The organism is Streptomyces sp. NBC_00306, assembly GCF_036169555.1.
GTDB lineage: Bacteria > Actinomycetota > Actinomycetes > Streptomycetales > Streptomycetaceae > Streptomyces > Streptomyces achmelvichensis.
Genome location: NZ_CP108032.1, coordinates 5,594,328 through 5,610,508, shown reverse-complemented (window position 1 = coordinate 5,610,508; position 16,181 = coordinate 5,594,328). Strand labels below are relative to the sequence as shown.

General features: G+C 70.2%; 12 protein-coding genes. 3 read left to right on the top strand and 9 right to left on the bottom strand.

Features of this window, described 5'->3' with window-relative positions; all coding sequences use genetic code 11:
* The first annotated feature begins 13 nt into the window (after positions 1–13).
* Complete coding sequence (gene pyk / locus OHA05_RS25195) at positions 14–1,444, top strand: pyruvate kinase (protein ID WP_313944013.1); 1,431 nt, start codon at positions 14–16, stop codon at positions 1,442–1,444.
* A gap of 355 nt (positions 1,445–1,799) precedes the next feature.
* The gene (locus OHA05_RS25190) at positions 1,800–5,774 is read left to right on the top strand and encodes an ALF repeat-containing protein (RefSeq protein ID WP_328861778.1); all 3,975 of its coding nucleotides are present in this window, start codon (positions 1,800–1,802) and stop codon (positions 5,772–5,774) included.
* 129 nt (positions 5,775–5,903) lie between these two features.
* Here the strand turns inward: OHA05_RS25190 and OHA05_RS25185 are convergent, their stop codons facing one another.
* The 5 genes from OHA05_RS25185 to OHA05_RS25165 form a co-directional block, all read right to left on the bottom strand.
* The gene (locus OHA05_RS25185) at positions 5,904–6,437 is read right to left on the bottom strand and encodes a hypothetical protein (protein ID WP_313944015.1); all 534 of its coding nucleotides are present in this window, start codon (positions 6,435–6,437) and stop codon (positions 5,904–5,906) included.
* Between the two features lie 111 nt (positions 6,438–6,548).
* Complete coding sequence (locus OHA05_RS25180) at positions 6,549–7,886, bottom strand: hypothetical protein (RefSeq protein ID WP_328861777.1); 1,338 nt, start codon at positions 7,884–7,886, stop codon at positions 6,549–6,551.
* Positions 7,876–8,430, bottom strand: a complete 555-nt coding sequence (locus OHA05_RS25175; RefSeq protein ID WP_313944017.1) for a DUF6114 domain-containing protein — start codon at positions 8,428–8,430, stop codon at positions 7,876–7,878. The genes OHA05_RS25180 and OHA05_RS25175 overlap by 11 nt, the downstream gene beginning before the upstream one ends.
* A gap of 97 nt (positions 8,431–8,527) precedes the next feature.
* The gene (locus tag OHA05_RS25170; protein WP_313944018.1) at positions 8,528–9,184 is read right to left on the bottom strand and encodes a DUF6230 family protein; all 657 of its coding nucleotides are present in this window, start codon (positions 9,182–9,184) and stop codon (positions 8,528–8,530) included.
* Positions 9,185–9,838: 654 nt separating this feature from the next.
* Complete coding sequence (locus OHA05_RS25165; protein ID WP_313944019.1) at positions 9,839–10,810, bottom strand: tetratricopeptide repeat protein; 972 nt, start codon at positions 10,808–10,810, stop codon at positions 9,839–9,841.
* Between the two features lie 238 nt (positions 10,811–11,048).
* Between OHA05_RS25165 and OHA05_RS25160 the strand changes: the two genes are divergently transcribed.
* On the top strand, positions 11,049–11,684 hold the full coding sequence (locus tag OHA05_RS25160) for a TetR/AcrR family transcriptional regulator (protein ID WP_313944020.1): 636 nt from the start codon (positions 11,049–11,051) through the stop codon (positions 11,682–11,684).
* Positions 11,685–11,805: 121 nt separating this feature from the next.
* Here OHA05_RS25160 and OHA05_RS25155 read toward each other — a convergent pair whose 3' ends face one another.
* The 4 genes from OHA05_RS25155 to OHA05_RS25140 all read right to left on the bottom strand — a co-directional run bounded on the left by OHA05_RS25155 (position 11,806) and on the right by OHA05_RS25140 (position 15,871).
* Complete coding sequence (locus OHA05_RS25155; RefSeq protein WP_313944021.1) at positions 11,806–13,506, bottom strand: acyl-CoA mutase large subunit family protein; 1,701 nt, start codon at positions 13,504–13,506, stop codon at positions 11,806–11,808.
* A gap of 87 nt (positions 13,507–13,593) precedes the next feature.
* Positions 13,594–13,920, bottom strand: a complete 327-nt coding sequence (locus tag OHA05_RS25150; RefSeq protein WP_327680070.1) for a DUF3817 domain-containing protein — start codon at positions 13,918–13,920, stop codon at positions 13,594–13,596.
* 123 nt (positions 13,921–14,043) lie between these two features.
* Entirely contained in the window at positions 14,044–14,553 is a 510-nt protein-coding gene (locus OHA05_RS25145) for a MarR family winged helix-turn-helix transcriptional regulator (protein WP_313944023.1), read from the bottom strand.
* Between the two features lie 10 nt (positions 14,554–14,563).
* On the bottom strand, positions 14,564–15,871 hold the full coding sequence (locus tag OHA05_RS25140; RefSeq protein WP_328863454.1) for an MFS transporter: 1,308 nt from the start codon (positions 15,869–15,871) through the stop codon (positions 14,564–14,566).
* Between the last annotated feature and the right edge of the window lie 310 nt (positions 15,872–16,181).

Below are 16,181 nucleotides of genomic sequence, written 5' to 3'. Positions count from 1 at the left end.
TAGGATCCGCCTTATGCGCCGTTCCAAAATCGTCTGCACGCTGGGCCCCGCCGTCGACTCGTACGAGCAGCTGAAATTGCTCATCGAGGCCGGTATGAACGTGGCCCGATTCAACATGAGCCACGGGACCCACTCCGAGCACGAGGAGCGGTACCACCGCGTCCGCAAGGCCGCGGAGGACACCGGCCGCGCCGTCGGCGTGCTCGCCGACCTCCAGGGCCCCAAGATCCGTCTGGAGACCTTCGCCGAGGGACCGGTCGAGCTGGTCCGCGGTGACGAATTCGTCATCACCACCGAGGACGTGGCCGGCGACAAGTCCATCTGCGGCACCACGTACAAGGGCCTGCCGGGCGACGTCTCCAAGGGCGACCCGATCCTCATCAACGACGGCAACGTCGAACTGCGCGTGGTCGAGGTGTCCGGCCCGCGGGTGAAGAGCATCGTCGTCGAGGGCGGTGTCATCTCCGACCACAAGGGCATCAACCTCCCCGGCGCGGCGGTCAATGTCCCGGCCCTGTCCGAGAAGGACATCGAGGACCTGCGCTTCGCGCTGCGGATGGGCTGCGACATGGTCGCGCTCTCCTTCGTCCGCGACGCGAGCGACGTCAAGGACGTCCACAAGGTGATGGACGAGGAGGGCCGCCGGGTCCCCGTCATCGCCAAGGTGGAGAAGCCGCAGGCCGTCGAGAACATGGCGGACGTCGTCATGGCGTTCGACGGCGTGATGGTCGCACGCGGCGACCTGGCCGTCGAGTACCCGCTGGAGCGGGTCCCGATGGTGCAGAAGCGGCTCATCGAGCTGTGCCGCCGCAACGCCAAGCCGGTGATCGTGGCGACCCAGATGATGGAGTCGATGATCACCAACTCCCGCCCGACGCGCGCCGAGGCGTCCGACGTGGCGAACGCGATCCTGGACGGCGCGGACGCGGTGATGCTCTCCGCCGAGTCCTCGGTCGGCGCGTACCCGATCGAGACGGTCAAGACGATGTCGAAGATCGTGGTCGCCGCGGAGGAGGAGCTGATCTCCAAGGGCCTCCAGCCGCTTGTCCCGGGCAAGAAGCCGCGCACCCAGGGTGGCTCGGTGGCCCGCGCGGCCTGCGAGATCGCGGACTTCCTGGGCGGCAAGGCCCTGGTCGCCTTCACCAAGTCCGGCGACACGGCCCGCCGTCTGTCGCGCTACCGCGCGGAGCAGCCGATCGTGGCGTTCACGACGGACGAGTCGACGCGCAACCAGCTCGCGCTGAGCTGGGGCGTGGAGTCCTATGTCGCACCGCACGTCGACAACACCGACGCGATGGTGGACCTGGTGGACGCGGAGCTGCTGAAGCTCCAGCGGTACAACGAGGGCGACATCATGATCATCACCGCCGGCTCGCCTCCGGGCGTGCCGGGCACGACGAACATGGTGCGGGTGCACCACCTGGGCGGGGAGTCGAAGGCCTGAGGTCCTTCCCGCACGTCGGGCACGAGCGAGGGCGGCGCGCCGGTTCACGGGAACCGGCGCGCCGCCCTCGCTCGTTCACGTCCCCTTCACCGAAAGCCCCGCCCTCCCCCGTATACGGAGGGTCCTTCCGCTGCTGTGTTCGATATGAAATGATCTCGTGGCCTTCGGGGGGAAGGCTGGGGGATCGAGCGCCCAACAGGGTTGCGCAGAGGGCATGTTGACCGTGTTCGACCGTGCCTGATCAATCGTCGGCACGGGGGGGGTGGCGCCGCCTTCCCGCCCGTTTCCCGTCCGTACTTCCTTCCTGGGCCGACCTTTTGCCGAAAAGACAGGCTGAGAAGAAGTGCGAAGAAGCATGCTGCCCAAACCCGGGCGCGCGAGACGCGCCTGGACGAAGGGGTTCGCGGGGACCGCTCTGGTCACCGCGTCCTCGGTCCTCATGGGCCTGGTGTACGCCGTACCCGCCCAGGCGGACGAACCGGGGGACAATCCGACCGACCCGTGGCTGAGGACGCTGCGGATCAGCCTGGGCGCGGACGCCCGGAAGGACCGCTGCCAGGTGGCCCGGGCCGTCCACTACGGCGGTCCCGAGATGAAGGCCGTGGCGAACGCGGCGCTGTCGGGCACCGACGCCGACGTCAAGGCCGCCTGGAAGGACTGGCACTTCGGCTTCGGTCCTCTCGGTGAGGCACAGACGGCCGACGAGGACGCGGCCAGAGCCCGCCGTGACGCCTTCCGCGTTCGTCAGGAGAAGCTCAACGAGACGAACAAGCCGTACGCGCACGACAACAGCGTCGGCGGGCGGGACTACCACGCACCGGAGTTCGGCGGGGACATCCTCGCCTTCGCCACGAAGGAGCGGGAGTTCTCCTACAAGACGGGCGAGGACCCGACGCCCAAGCCGGGCAAGGCTCCCCTGGACAAGGCCAAGGAGGTCATCGCCGCCTTCGACACCTCCGGTGACACCTGGGAGACGAACTACAAGCCGCTCGCCCGCGACGCGGTGGTGGGACTCAACAACGGTGAGAGCGGACGTCCCGGTTCGGCCAACGACGTCGCGAGTGTGCTCCGCTTCGGCGGCTTCCTGAAGACCGCGCCCGAACCCGGCTCTCTGGAGCACCGGGCGGAGGTCGAGTCCCTGAAGGTGGCCTGGGCCGGCTGCGACAGTGACAACCCCGTCGACCACTACCGCGCGCTCACGGGCGTGGTGGTGGACGCGTACTCCGAGTGGGAGGCGGAGTACGCCGGGCAGACCAAGCAGCGCCAGGAGATCGCCGCCGCTGAGCTCACCACGTCCAAGGAGGTCCGGGTCGCCACCGAGGCGATGCTGGAGTCCATCCGGCAGGCGTGGCAGGCGGACCAGATCCTGTACTTCCAGAAGTACTGGGCGGGTCAGCCCAAGGACAGCATCCTGCGTCCCAAGCCCGCGGTCTTCACCAAGGCCGCGGCCGACCTGACCGCCGCCCGCAAGGCCGCTGCGGCGCAGGTCCCGATCGCCGACAAGGCTGTCGCCACCGCCAAGGCCGCGGCCGACAAGGCGACCGCGTCGCAGAGCGCGGCGTGGGCCATCGCGGACGCGGCCAAGACGCCGCGCGGCCGCGGGCTGATGTACGCCCAGCAGTCGGTGCAGGTCACCAAGGCCTCGTACGCGGCGACCCAGGCGGCGGCGAAGACGGCACTGACCGCGTCCAACGCGGCCAAGGCGACCGTGGCCGACAGCCAGGCGCTGCTGGCGCTCGCCAAGACGCAGTCGCACGCGCTGAACACGGAATTCCGCAAGGCCGCGGCCCTGGAGGCCGCAGCCCAGGCCAAGTCCGCCGCCGCGGCCGCGGACGCGCAGGCCAAGGAAGCCGCGGCGAACGCGGCGAAGGCGAAGACCGCGCAGGGCACGGCCGAGGCCGCGGAGCAGACGGCCAAGGCGGGTGCCGCGGAGGCGAAGAAGCAGCGCGGGATCGCCGAGAAGGAGAAGGGGATCGCGGCGGCGGAGCGCGCCAACGCGACGAAGGAGCGGGAGAAGGCGGCCGCCGCGGAGCAGCGGGCCGGGAGCGAACGGGAAGCCGCGGGACGGGCCCGTACGGCAGCCGAGTCGGCGGGTACGACCGCGGCGGCCAAGCGTGATCAGGCCGAGGAGGCGGAGGCCGAGGCCTACTTGGCTCGCGACGCCGCTGTCGAGGCCGAGCGCGAGAAGAAGGCGACCGCCTCACGCGCCGCGGCGCTGGAAGCGGCCGCCGCGGCAGCGGAAGGCACGGCCGCAGCGGGAGAGGCCCGCGAGGCGGCGACCGAGGCTCGCAGGGCGGCGAACGACGCGGCCGGGGCCGCCACGCGCGCGCGGGCCGCGGCCAACGAGGCCTCGACCGCGGCGGTGAACGCACGCGCGGCCGCCACCCGGGCCCAGGGAGCGGCGTCCCGCTCGCGGGCCGCGGCGGACAACGCCTGGTCGGCATACATGACCACGCACGCGGCCGCCGCGACCGCGCACGCCGCGGCCGCGGAAGCCATCGACGCCGCGGCCGCCGCCCGGACCAACGCCAAGAACGCGGAGGCCGAGGCCAAGAAGGCCCAGGCAGCGGCGGTCAAGGCGCGCAAGGAGGCGACAGCGGCCAAGGCTGAGGCGGACAAGACGGCCGCCTGGGCCGTCAAGACGGCCGGGTTCGCGTTCGCCGCCGGTCAGGCCGCCACCGCCGCGCGTGACGCGGCGACTGCGGTCACCAAGGCGGCGAACGAGGCCATCACGATCGGCACGCCGTATCAGGAGACCGACACGTCCGCGGCGTTCGCGGTACTCGTCGGGCAGACCTCGAAGACGATGGCCGAGCAGCAGGCGGCAGCGGCCAAGGCCAAGTCGGACGAGGCCGCCAGGGCGGCCGCCACGGCGAAGGCCCTGGCCGACAAGGCCGCCGGTGACGCCAAGATCGCGGCGCAGGCTGCCGCGGCGGCGGCTGCCGACGCCGCCAAGGCGCTGGCGTCCGTCGCGGCCGCCCGTGCCTCGGCAGCGGAGGCGGAGAAGTACGCCGCCGCCGCGAAGAAGGCCGACCTCGCCGCCCAGAAGTACGACCAGGAGGCAGGCACCGACGCCGTCTACGCGGGATTCGCCGCCACGGACGCCGAGTCGGAGGCTGCCGCCGCCGACCGCGAGGCCACCGACGCCGAGCGGGACGCCGCGAGCGCCCGCGCCTCGGCCGGTGCGGCGGAGAAGGACGCGGCGAGCGCCGATGCCACGGCCACCAAGGCCGAGAAGGACGCCACCGCGGCCGAGACCGCGGCGAAGAACGCGGACGGCGCGGCCAAGGACGCCGACTCGGCGGCCGACCGGGCCGAGGCCGATGAGCGCAAGCGCCTCGAAGAGGCCCGCAAGGCCGCGATGGAGACCGGTGACACCGGGGCCGATGGCCCCACCGAACCGGGTCTGAGCGCGGACGACGAGGCGATTCTGCGGGCGCAGTGCGGTCAGCAGTGCGTCGACCAGTTCCGCGAGGCTCTCGCGGCGGCCAACAAGTCCGTCATCGACTGGGTGCGGGAGAACGGCGGAGAGATCCTGCTCGAGGTGCTCGGCGTCAACAACGTCAAGCGCTGCTTCGGCGAAGGAGACATCGAGAGCTGCCTCTGGTCGCTCGTCGACGTGGGCAGCCTGGTGCTGGTCGTCGGCAAGCTCCCGGCGGTGACGAAGGCGATCGTGTCCGTGGTCAGCGGTGTCGCCAAGTTCTTCGAGAAGGCCCGCTGGGGCAAGAAGGTGCTGAAGTCCCTCAGGGAGATCATCGAGAAGTACCGCAAGGGCGACCTCGGTGAGTGTGTCCTCGACGCGGCCGACCTGTTCTCGGACGTCGCTCAGAGCCCCGGCGCCAGGAGCGCGAAGGCCGCTCCGGGCAAGGGCGGCGCCAGTGCCAGTGCCAAGGCGAGCGGCAAGAAGAAGCGCTTCTGCGGCATCAAGCACGCCTCCCCCGTGGACGACGACTGGTGCAGCAAGAGGGGTGCGCACATCAACCTGCTGAACGGCGCCGAGGTGGGCATCACCACCACGAACGTCAAGGGCGGGATCATGGGTACCCCGATCCGTTCCGCCAACGGCCAGTTCCCGACCGACGCCGAGATCAGGGCCACCGTCCAGGCGATCATCGACGACGACGCTCTTCGGGAGGACCTCATCTCGAAGACGACCGATGCGATGCACATCTTCAACCAGGACGAGCAAGCCAGGAAGTACAACGAGAACCTGGAGCCGGGCCAGAAGCGGAAGTCCCTGAAGTTCGGCTGTGCGACGAACTTCGCGCCGAAGCTGGCCCGTCTGGTGCAGGCGCTGAAGGCGATCAGCGCGCAGAAGGCCGCCGGCTGACCCCTCTTCCGTGAGCAGCCGGGCGAGAAGCCGGCGGAACGGGCCGGACCGCAACAGCGGTCCGGCCCGTTCCCGTTCGGCAGCCCGTTCGGCGTCGGACTGTTCCCGTACGCGAGGCTCCCGGTCGCCTCAGGGGCACATGTGCTCGGTGTCCCGGGCGATGGCGCTGTGCAGCGTTGCGTCGCTCCTGCCGGCCGCGCCTGCCCCCGCCTCGGTGGCGAAGGTGAAGCGAACCAGGACCGGCTCACGGTCCACGACGACGGAGAACTGGCTCGCGAGCTCCAGGTCCGACTCCCAGGCTACACGGGCGAGATCGAGCGCGGCACGCAGCTGCGCGAACGTGACGGTCGGCGACATACTGACCGTGCCCGCGCCCGTCTTCGTGCCCGTGTCGGTGCGGGTGCCGGTGCACGCGGCGGGGATGTCGACGGAATCCGTCCAGGTGCTGAGGGCGACCCGGTGGATCAGGCCGCAGCGGCACACCTCCAGGCGTACGTCCCCGTACGCGAACGTCCGCGGCCAGGACGGTGCAGCGCCCGGCACGTGGTCCGCCACGGCCGGAGCCCCGAGGACGCCGGACACCTCGTCCAGTGACGCTCCGGGCTTCAGGGCACCCAGCCCGCCCGTCAGCGCCATGTCCGTCAGCACATCCATGATGTTCATACCGGTGATGATCTCAAAGGCCGGTCACCGTCGGATCAGCACGAGGGACGACTGTGGGCCGTACCCCTTGAAGGGGTACGGCCCACAGTCTTCTCGCGGCTCCCGGAGGACTCAGTTCCCGGTGTTCCCACCGGTGAAGTAGTTGTTCAGACCCGGCACCGTCAGCGTCCCGCCGAACTGACCGGCCTGCTTCACCTTGGCGTTGGTGAAGAACGCGAACGGCACGTTCAGCGGCGGCGGGCTCGTCGGGCTGAAGGTGATCGGGATGAGGCCGAAGAGGTTGCCCTTCAGCTCTTCCGTGTACATCGTCACCGTGCCGCTGCGGATGGTCGAGGTGGACCCCTTGTCCGCCTCGACATGCGCGGTCGTCCCGTTCGGGCCCTCCACCAGCTGATGCAGGTCCTTGATGTCCACGCCCGAGGCCGTGAACTTCAGCACCTTCTTGATCTTGCCGCTGCCGGTCTTGACCTCGACGATGCCCTTGTAGTCCAGACCCGTCAGGGTGAGCAGCGAACTCTCCAGCACCCAGGGCTCGTCCGGGAGCAGCGGGATGCCCGGCTCCAGGTCGGCCGCAGCCAGCGCCTTGGGGTCGGCCTCGGGGCACGGGAAGCGCGGCTTGGCGCCCTCGGGGATGTCCGTGTCGCTCTTGGGGTCGAGGCTCTTGACCGCGGCTTCGAGCTCCTCGGTCGTCGCCCCGGCCTTGTCCGCCGCGTCCTTGATGGCGTCCTTGACCTTGTCGGTCTTGTCGTCCGCCTCATCGGCCTTGTCGGCGGGCTTGGACGACGGCTTCTCGTCCTGCGGCTCCGCGGGCTTCGCCGTCGGCTTCTCGCTCGGCTCGTCGGCCGGCTTCTCGCTCGGCTTCGCCGTCTCGCTGGGAGTCGGCGCCGGCGTGGCCGTCGGCTTGTCGGGGCCGTCGAACAGGTCCTTCAGCGCGTCACCCACACCCAGCGGATCCAGCGGGTTCCTGGTCTCCGACTCGGTGGGCGTCGGGGTGGGCGTCGGCTTCGCCTCGTCCGGCTTCTCCTCGTCGGCGCGCCCCGGGTCGGAGGCGGACGGCGTGGTGTCCGGCTTGGGCTCGGCGTTGTCGTCCTTGCCGTCGTTCTCCTCGGCCGGGGCCGTCGAGGACGGGTCGGGCGTCTCGGACGCCTCGTCGGACGGCTTGGCCGACTCGGAGGGCTTGGGCGACTCGGACTCCGCCGGCTCGTCCGAACGTGTCACACACGGACCGGGAGCGAAGGGAATGTCCTTGTCATCGGCGAGCGCCAGCTTGGGGGTGAGGCCCATGCCGACGAAGACGGCGGTGGGCATCGCGGCCAGGGCCATCGCCTTGCCCGCAGGCCTCTGGAGCTTGGTCAGCAGCGACTTCCTCGGGGCCGCGTGCCGCGGACCCTTTCTGACCTGTGCCCCATCGCCCCCAGCCGTGGTCAGCGGTGTGACATCACCCTGCACTGTTCCTCCCGCCGTTGGCTTCGATGGTGGTGTCGTGCGTGTTCGCGCCGTAGGGGCCCCAGGGCTCCGGATCGGCGCCACCCGCCGGCTCGGCCGGTGCGGATGCGGCGGTCTTGTCCTCGGCCGGCTCGGGCTCGGACTTCGCCGGTGCCCAGGCGATCGCCAGCGCGCCGCCCAGCATCGACAGCAGGAACCCGATGATGAAGCCGCCCAGATTGGCGATCGGGATCGAGATCAACGCGAGCAGGATCGAGGCGATTCCCGCGAAGACACGGACGATGCTGTGGAACCACATCGTCAGGCCCAGCGTGACCAGCAGGACGCCGATGATCAGCGAGCCCGCCCCCGCGGTCGTCGCCATGGAGAGCGTCATGTGCCCGAGCTTGAACGTCGCGTACGGGAAATAGGCGATGGGGATGCCGCCGAGCAGGGTGAACAGTCCGGCCCAGAAAGGCCGCTGGCCCCGCCACGTGCGGAAGTTTCGCCGAAGGACGCGGAGGAAGTGCTCGTCCCGTCCCGGTGACACTGCAGACTCGGCGCTCATGGAAAACAGCTCCCTGGAACTGGCATTGCTGTGTGAAGAGTTGGGCGGGCGGGCGCAGCCGTGAGAGCTCTACCCGCCCGCCCGGACGGGATGACCGTCAGTAGCACTCGACCCCGTCGCCGGAGCCCTTGAGCAGACGCATGCTCAGGCCGCTGAGCTCGAAGGTGCCGGCGGTGGTCGCCCAGGCCTTCTGCTCGACGTTGGTGAGCTCGGCACGCTCCGCCTGCTGGGCGAACCCGTTGGGCAGGATCGACTCGTCCTTGACCGCGGGGCCCTTGCCGGTCCCGGGGTTGTCCGTGTCCTTGGCCGCGACGCCGATGTCGATGTTCGTGAACTTGGCGTTCGCGTCCAGCGACGACACGTCCAGGTACAGGTTCTTCGCCTGGACCGGGGTGCCCTTGTCGCCCGCCTTCAGCTTCAGCGTGATCTTGCCCACGAAGGGCACGTCGGTGACGACCGACTGGCACATCTTGGTGATCGACGCGTTCTTGAAGGTCGAGATGGCGACCGGGTGGGCCGTCTTCTCGTCGCCCTTGAGGTCCTTGTACCCCATGTCGACGCCGCCGTACTGGGCGAACCCAGTGCCGTCAAGATAGCCGGCGGTGACCTTGAACTCCTGGCCGGACACAGCGAACGACGCGGCGAGCGCGCCCTGTGCCAGACCGACGCCTATCGCAGCCGTTGCGGCCACGCTGGGCACCATGACAAGGGCGAACCGCTTCCATCTGGTTCCACCCCGAGTCACTGACTCCATGACTTTCCTCCTTCTCGGACGTACATCTCCGGTCCGGACCGTGGGTCCGTCCTGGGATGGGAGAAGTGCTACGTCCTCGGGAAGGAGAGCGCCTGTACTTTCAGGCGCATCCGCGTCCGAAACACCGGCGATCACCCCCGAGCGACAACCACTGGTCGCGCCTGACACGCATCACGCACAACCTGTCGGACAGGCCCCGCCGTTCGGCAGGAACCCCCCTGTCCGCGACCGGCGCCACTGCCGCCGGTCCACCCGGTGGGGACCCAACGACCACAGCACGGCTGGGGGCCGGGCTGGTGCGGTATTGGACCGAGCGTCGCCGATCGTGGTCCATTACCGGCCGCGACACAAGGGGGTTCGTTACTCGCTAGTAACGGCCTGATAACCACGCCACGACGGGCTGATGCCGACCGGCCACGCAGGGTGCAGGAGGCCGTCCGGCCAGAAAGGTGGATTGCCGCCAATAAGCGGACAGAACAAGCCGGTTGATTTACTACGAGTAACAGCTCGCTGAATTACCAAGTTTTGGTAAAGAGCGGCCGCGTTCTGTCACCTTGTCGCCAAAACGGCGGTGGCGCCTCACCAGCGCCACCGCCGCAAACCCCATAGACCTGGCGGAACGGAACGTTCGGCTCAGGCAGCTTCAAACATGGCTCAGAACAGCACCCGGGCGAGCGCGGAACGCGCCGCCGTCACGCGGGGGTCGTCGGGGCCGACGACCTCGAAGAGTTCGAGGAGACGCAGCCGGGCCGCGTCGCGGTCCTCGGCGGTCGTACGCCGCACGGCCTCGACGAGCCGGCCGAAGGCGTCCTCCACATGGCCGCCCACCAGGTCCAGGTCGGCCGCGGCGATCTGCGCGTTCACGTCGGCCGGCTTCTCGGCGGCCTCCTGGCGCACCTGCTGCGGGTCCATGTCCTGGACACGGCCCAGCAGTTCGGCCTGGGCGAGACCGAGCTTCGCCTCCGTGTTGCCCGGGTCGTCGGACAGCACGTTCTTGTACGCCTGGACGGCACCGCCGAAGTCGCCCGCGTCAAGAGCCTGTACGGCCGCTTCCAGCAGAGCGTCGTAGGGGCCGGCGGGCACGGGCGCCGGGGCCGTCTCCTCGCCCTGTGCCGCCGCGTCGACCGCGATACCGGTGAGGCCGAAGCGCTCCTCGGCGACCTGCACCAGCTGGTCCAGCGTCTGACGGATCTGCGCCTCGGGGGCCGCTCCCTGGAAGAGGGGGAGCGCCTGCCCGGCGACGACGGCGAACACGGCCGGGATGCCCTGGATCCCGAACTGCTGCATCAGCATCTGGTTGGCGTCGACGTCGATCTTGGCGAGGAGGAAACGGCCGTTGTACTCCTGCGTCAGCCGCTCCAGCAGCGGGCTCAGCTGCTTGCAGGGCTCGCACCACTCGGCCCAGAAGTCGATGACGACCGGGACCTCGGCGGAACGCTGGAGGACGTCGCGCTCGAAGCCCGCCTCGTCGACGTCGATCACCAGGCTGGAGGGGGCTACGGCACCGCCGCCGCCGGTGCGGGCGGACTCGGCACGGGCCTGCTCCGCCTTGGCCTTGGCCTCTCCGGCCGCCTTCACCGCGGCGAGGTCGACGACGCCGCTCATGGACATGTTCCTAGGCTGCATGAGTACATCCTCCCCCCTCCGCGCACGCATGGGAAAACACGGTCACAGGACCGTCGTACGGGTACTGCTCGAAGAACGCGGCGCGGGGTCCCCACCCGTGCGCCAGTGTGGTTGTCGCGGAGCCGGTCACAGCTTTCGCTACGGGTCGTAGCGTAACTGCACCAGCCCGGCCGCGTGTGAGATTTTTCCGGTGAACTGCCTCACAACGAAACGCCTACCGGCCGGTATGGTCGCCGACATGTGCCGCCACACTTCCCCCAAACCCGTACGTACCGGGCGTACGGGCCGCCCCCGCAGCGCCGAGGCCGACTCCGCGATCCTGGACGCGACCCGGGCCGCGCTCGTCGAACTGGGCTGGTCGAAGCTGACGATGGGCGATGTGGCCACCCGCGCGGGGGTCGCCAAGACGACTCTCTACCGCCGCTGGACGAACAAGAGCGAGCTCGTGGTCGATGCCGTCGCCGTGCTGTTCGACGAACTCGAACTTCCCGACCTCGGCAGCCTGGAGGCCGATGTACGGGGCGTGGTGCTCCAGTTCGCGGCGCTGCTGGAGCGGCCGGAGGCGCGGACCGCGCTGATGGCCGTGGTCGCGGAGTCCACCCGGGACGAGGCGCTGCGGGGCCGTATCCGTACGGCGATCGTCGAGCGCCAGAAGCTGTTGGTCCTGGAGGGGCGGGCGCGGGCACAGGCGCGCGGGGAGCTGCCGTACGAGGCGGACGAGGAGACGGCGGCGCGCAACGCGGACCTGATCTTCGATGTGATCGCGGGCGCGGTGGTCCACCGGCTGCTGGTCAGCGCGGAGCCGGTGGACGAGACCTGGGCGGCCGGCTTCACCCGCCTGCTGTTGTCGGGCCTGGCCTCCCTACAGAACTGACACCGGGCAGGCACGGAGCACGGGGGCACAGAGCACGGCAGGTACAGAGCACACGGGCACGGGCGGCGGGGAGAATCCCGCCGCCCGTGCCCGTGTCAGCAACCGGCCGAGGCCGTGGTGTTCAGAAGCCCGGCGGTTCGGTGTACGTGCCCCACTCGTCCCGCAGCGCGTCGCAGATCTCGCCCAGCGTCGCCTCCGCGCGGACCGCGTCGAGCATCGGTCCGATCATGTTGGAGCCGTCCCTGGCCGCGGCCAGCATCTTCTCCAGCGAGGACCGGACGAGTGCGTCGTCGCGGTGCGCCTTGCGGTCCGCCAGGATGCGCACCTGCTCACGCTCGACCTCGTGGCTGACCCGCAGGATCTCCAGGTCACCGGTGACCGAGCCGTGGTGGACGTTGACGCCGACGACCCTCTTGTCGCCCTTCTCCAGCGACTGCTGGTACTGGAAGGCCGACTCGGCGATCTCGCCGGTGAACCAGCCGTCCTCGATACCGCGCAGGATGCCGGAGGTGATGGGACCGATGGGGTGCTGCCCGTCGGGGTGCGCCCGGCGGCCGCGCTCCTTGATCTGGTCGAAGATCTTCTCGGCGTCCGCCTCGATGCGGTCGGTGAGCTGCTCGACGTACCACGAACCGCCCAGCGGGTCGGCGACGTTGGCGACGCCGGTCTCCTCCATCAGCACCTGCTGGGTGCGCAGCGCGATCTCGGCCGCCTGCTCGCTGGGGAGCGCGAGGGTCTCGTCCAGGGCGTTGGTGTGCAGGGAGTTGGTGCCGCCGAGGACGGCGGAGAGCGCCTCGACCGCGGTGCGTACGACGTTGTTGTAGGGCTGCTGGGCGGTGAGCGAGACGCCGGCGGTCTGGGTGTGGAACCGCAGCCACTGGGCCTTGTCGGTCTTCGCCCCGTACTCCTCCTTCATCCAGCGCGCCCAGATCCTGCGCGCCGCGCGGAACTTGGCGATCTCCTCGAAGAAGTCGAGGTGCGCGTCGAAGAAGAAGGAGAGGCCGGGCGCGAAGGTGTCGACGTCGAGGCCCCGGCTGAGCCCGAGTTCGACGTAGCCGAAGCCGTCGGCGAGGGTGTACGCGAGCTCCTGCGCGGCGGTCGCACCCGCCTCGCGGATGTGGTAGCCGGAGACGGAGAGCGGCTTGTACGCGGGGATGCCCTGCGCGCAGTGCTCCATCAGGTCGCCGATCAGCCGGAGATGGGGCTCGGGCTGGAAGAGCCACTCCTTCTGGGCGATGTACTCCTTGAAGATGTCCGTCTGGAGCGTGCCGTTGAGCACGGCAGGGTCGATGCCCTGGCGCTCGGCGGCGACGAGGTACATGCAGAAGGCGGGCACGGCGGGCCCGCTGATCGTCATGGAGGTGGTGACGTCGCCGAGGGGGATGTCCTTGAACAGGACCTCCATGTCGGCGGCGGAGTCGATGGCGACACCGCAGTGGCCGACCTCACCGAGTGAGCGGGGGTCGTCGGAGTCGCGGCCCATCAGGGTGGGCATGTCGAAGGCCACGGAGAGTCCGCCGCCGCCGTTGGCGAGGATCATCTTGTAGCGCTCGTTCGTCTGCTCGGCGTTGCCGAAGCCCGCGAACTGGCGGATGGTCCAGGTCCGGCCGCGGTAGCCGGTCGGGTAGAGCCCTCGGGTGAAGGGGTACTCCCCCGGCCAGCCGATGCGCTCGAAGCCGTCGTAGTTGTCTCCGGGCCGGGGCCCGTAGACGGGCTCCACCGGATCCCCGGAGAGCGTGGTGAAGTCCGCGTCCCGCTTGCGGGCCTTGTCGTAACGGGCCTGCCAGCGTCGGCGGCCTTCCTCGATGGCGTCAGCGTCCATACCCTCGAATTTACTAGGACGTCCTAGTAAATGTCGATGGGAAGCCCCCGCGAGCCTGCGCGCACGGGGGTGAGGCCGGGGTGGGAGCTAGGCCTTGACTGCCGCGGTGGGGCCGTCCGTGATCAGCGGACGGACCTCGCGGGTGATCTTCGGTTCCACGAAGAAGCTGGCCACAGGGATGCAGCCGGCGGCCAGCACCCACAGCAGCTTGCCGAACGGCCACTTCGCCTTGGAGCCGAGATCGAACGCGAAAATCACGTAGATGATGAACAGCACACCGTGGATCTGGGAGATCAGCATGGTGTCGCCGGTGTCGAACCCGTACTTCAGGATGATCGCGCCGGTGAACACGAGGAGCCACACGGCGGTGATGTAGGCCATCACCCGGTAGCGGGTCAGCACATTCGCTTTCATGGCACCGAGCGTAACCGGGCGCAAGGGGCGATCTTCGGGCGGGTGGGGCGGCAGAGGGCCAGGCCCCGGCGCCGGCCGGCGCACTCGGGACGACCGGCCGCGTCCCGCCGAGGACGCCGCGGGCTACGCGTCGTCGAAGTCGTGCGCCGACAGCCGCAGAGGACGCAGCATCGCGAAGATCTCCCCGCACTCCTCGGAGTCGTACGCCCCGAGCCCGAAGTCCATCTCCATCAGATCGCGCGTGGCCGCTTCCACGACCTCGCGCCCCTTCTCCGTGATGGAGGCGAGGGTGCCGCGGCCGTCGTTGGGGTTGGGGCGCTTGTCGACCAGACCAGACCTGACCAGGCGGTCGACGGTGTTGGTCACCGAGGTGGGGTGGACCATCAGACGCTCGCCGATCTTGGACATGGGCAGCTCGCCGGCCTTGGAGAAGGTCAGCAGCACCAGCGCCTCGTACCGCGCGAAGGTCAGCCCGTACGGCTTGACGACGGAGTCGACCTCGGCGAGCAGGATCTGCTGCGCGCGCATGATCGAGGTGATGGCCGCCATCGAGGGGACGGGACCCCAGCGCTGCTGCCACAGCTCGTCGGCGCGCGCGATGGGGTCGAAGGGGAGGCTGAGGGGCTTCGGCACGGCACCGACCCTACCGACAGGTCATATGGCGGTCAGCCCCGTCTCGCCCTTCGGTCCGCCGGGCTTCGGCGACCAGCAGCAGACAGCAGACGGTGCCGATGACTCCGGCGCCCGTCACGACCGTGCTGACCGCGTAGAACTCCGCCGCGAGACCCGCGAGAGCCATGCCCACACCCTGGATCGTCATCAGCCCGGCCGTCATCAGGGTCATGGCCCGGCCGCGCAGCTCGTCGGGCACCGCCTCGATGAACCACCGGTCCACGCCGAGGGTGTACGCGTTCGTGGCGCCGGCGACGACGAGGACGAGCAGGGCGAGAGCGAGGCCGGGGGTCAGCGCGAACGCGACGAGCGGCAGCAGGGAGACCGCGGCCAGCGGGAGGGCGATACGGGCGCGGGTGCCCGGGCGCAGCGCGGAACCGGCGTACAGCTCCCCCGCGATCGTGCCCGCGGGAAGCGCGCACATCAGCAGCCCGAGACCGGCCGACCCGATGCCGGTGGCGTCGGCGTAGGGGGTGGCGAGGACCTCCGGCGCGACGCTGAACATGGGCGGCACCCAGAACAGCAGCATCAGCACCCGCAGCCTGCGGTCGGCGAAGACCTGGCGTGCTCCGGTGAGCGACGAGCGCAGCAGGGCGCCGCTGTCGCCGTCCCGGGCGGGGCGGCGCTTCGTACCGAACCGGAGCAGGAGCGCGGAACCGAGAAAGGTGCAGCAGGTGACGGCGAGGGCGCCGCGCGGCGGCACCACGGCGAGCAGCAGCCCGCCGAGCCCGAAGCCGGTCAGCACGGCGCTCTGGGACACGATCCGCAGCAGCGACCGGCCGAGGACGAAGAGGTCGCCGTCGCCCAGGATGTCGGCGAGGGTGGCGGTCCGCGTCCCGTTGAACACCGGTGAGACGGCGGCGATGGCGCAGCGGAGGGCGAGCAGGACGGCGACGGGCGTGACGGGCAGCACCATCGCCGCGGCGCATCCGGCGCATACGAGATCGCACAGCACGAGCACCCGTCGCGCGGGGTACTTGTCGGCGACGCCGGCGAGCAGCGTCCCGCCGACGAGGTACGGCAGGAAGCCGAGCGCGAAGGTGAGGGCGCTCAGCAGGGGTGAGCCCGTGAGCCGGTAGATCAGGACGGTGAGGGAGATCTCGCAGACGACGACACCGAGCAGGGACATGAGGTGGGCGACGAACACGGCGCGGAACTCGCGGACACGGAAGACGGCGCCGTAGCCGTGCGGGGCTCCGGTGGCCGGCGGCGCGGGTACGGATGGCGGGGCACCACCGGCGGGGTGCGCACCTGCTGTCTCCGCGAGGCCAGGGTCCACACCGGCATCGTCCGCAAGGCCGAGATCCGCACCCGCATCGTCCGCAAGGCCGGGATCCGCACCCGCCTCGGCCGCGAGGCCAGGGTCCGCACCGACAGCTGCGGCGGTCGCGAGGTGCGCCTCGACCGCCGCATCGGCCGCGCGGCTCGTTCCGACGGACCGCGCACCGCCGGCCTCCACCGTCGCCGGACCTGTATCGACGTGGTGCGCAGCGCCGGCTGCCGCACGTGCAGGGCGCGCGCCGACGGCTTCGGCACCCGCGGGACCGCCGGACCGTGCGTCCGCGGGCACGTTCGCGCCGCCGGCTGCG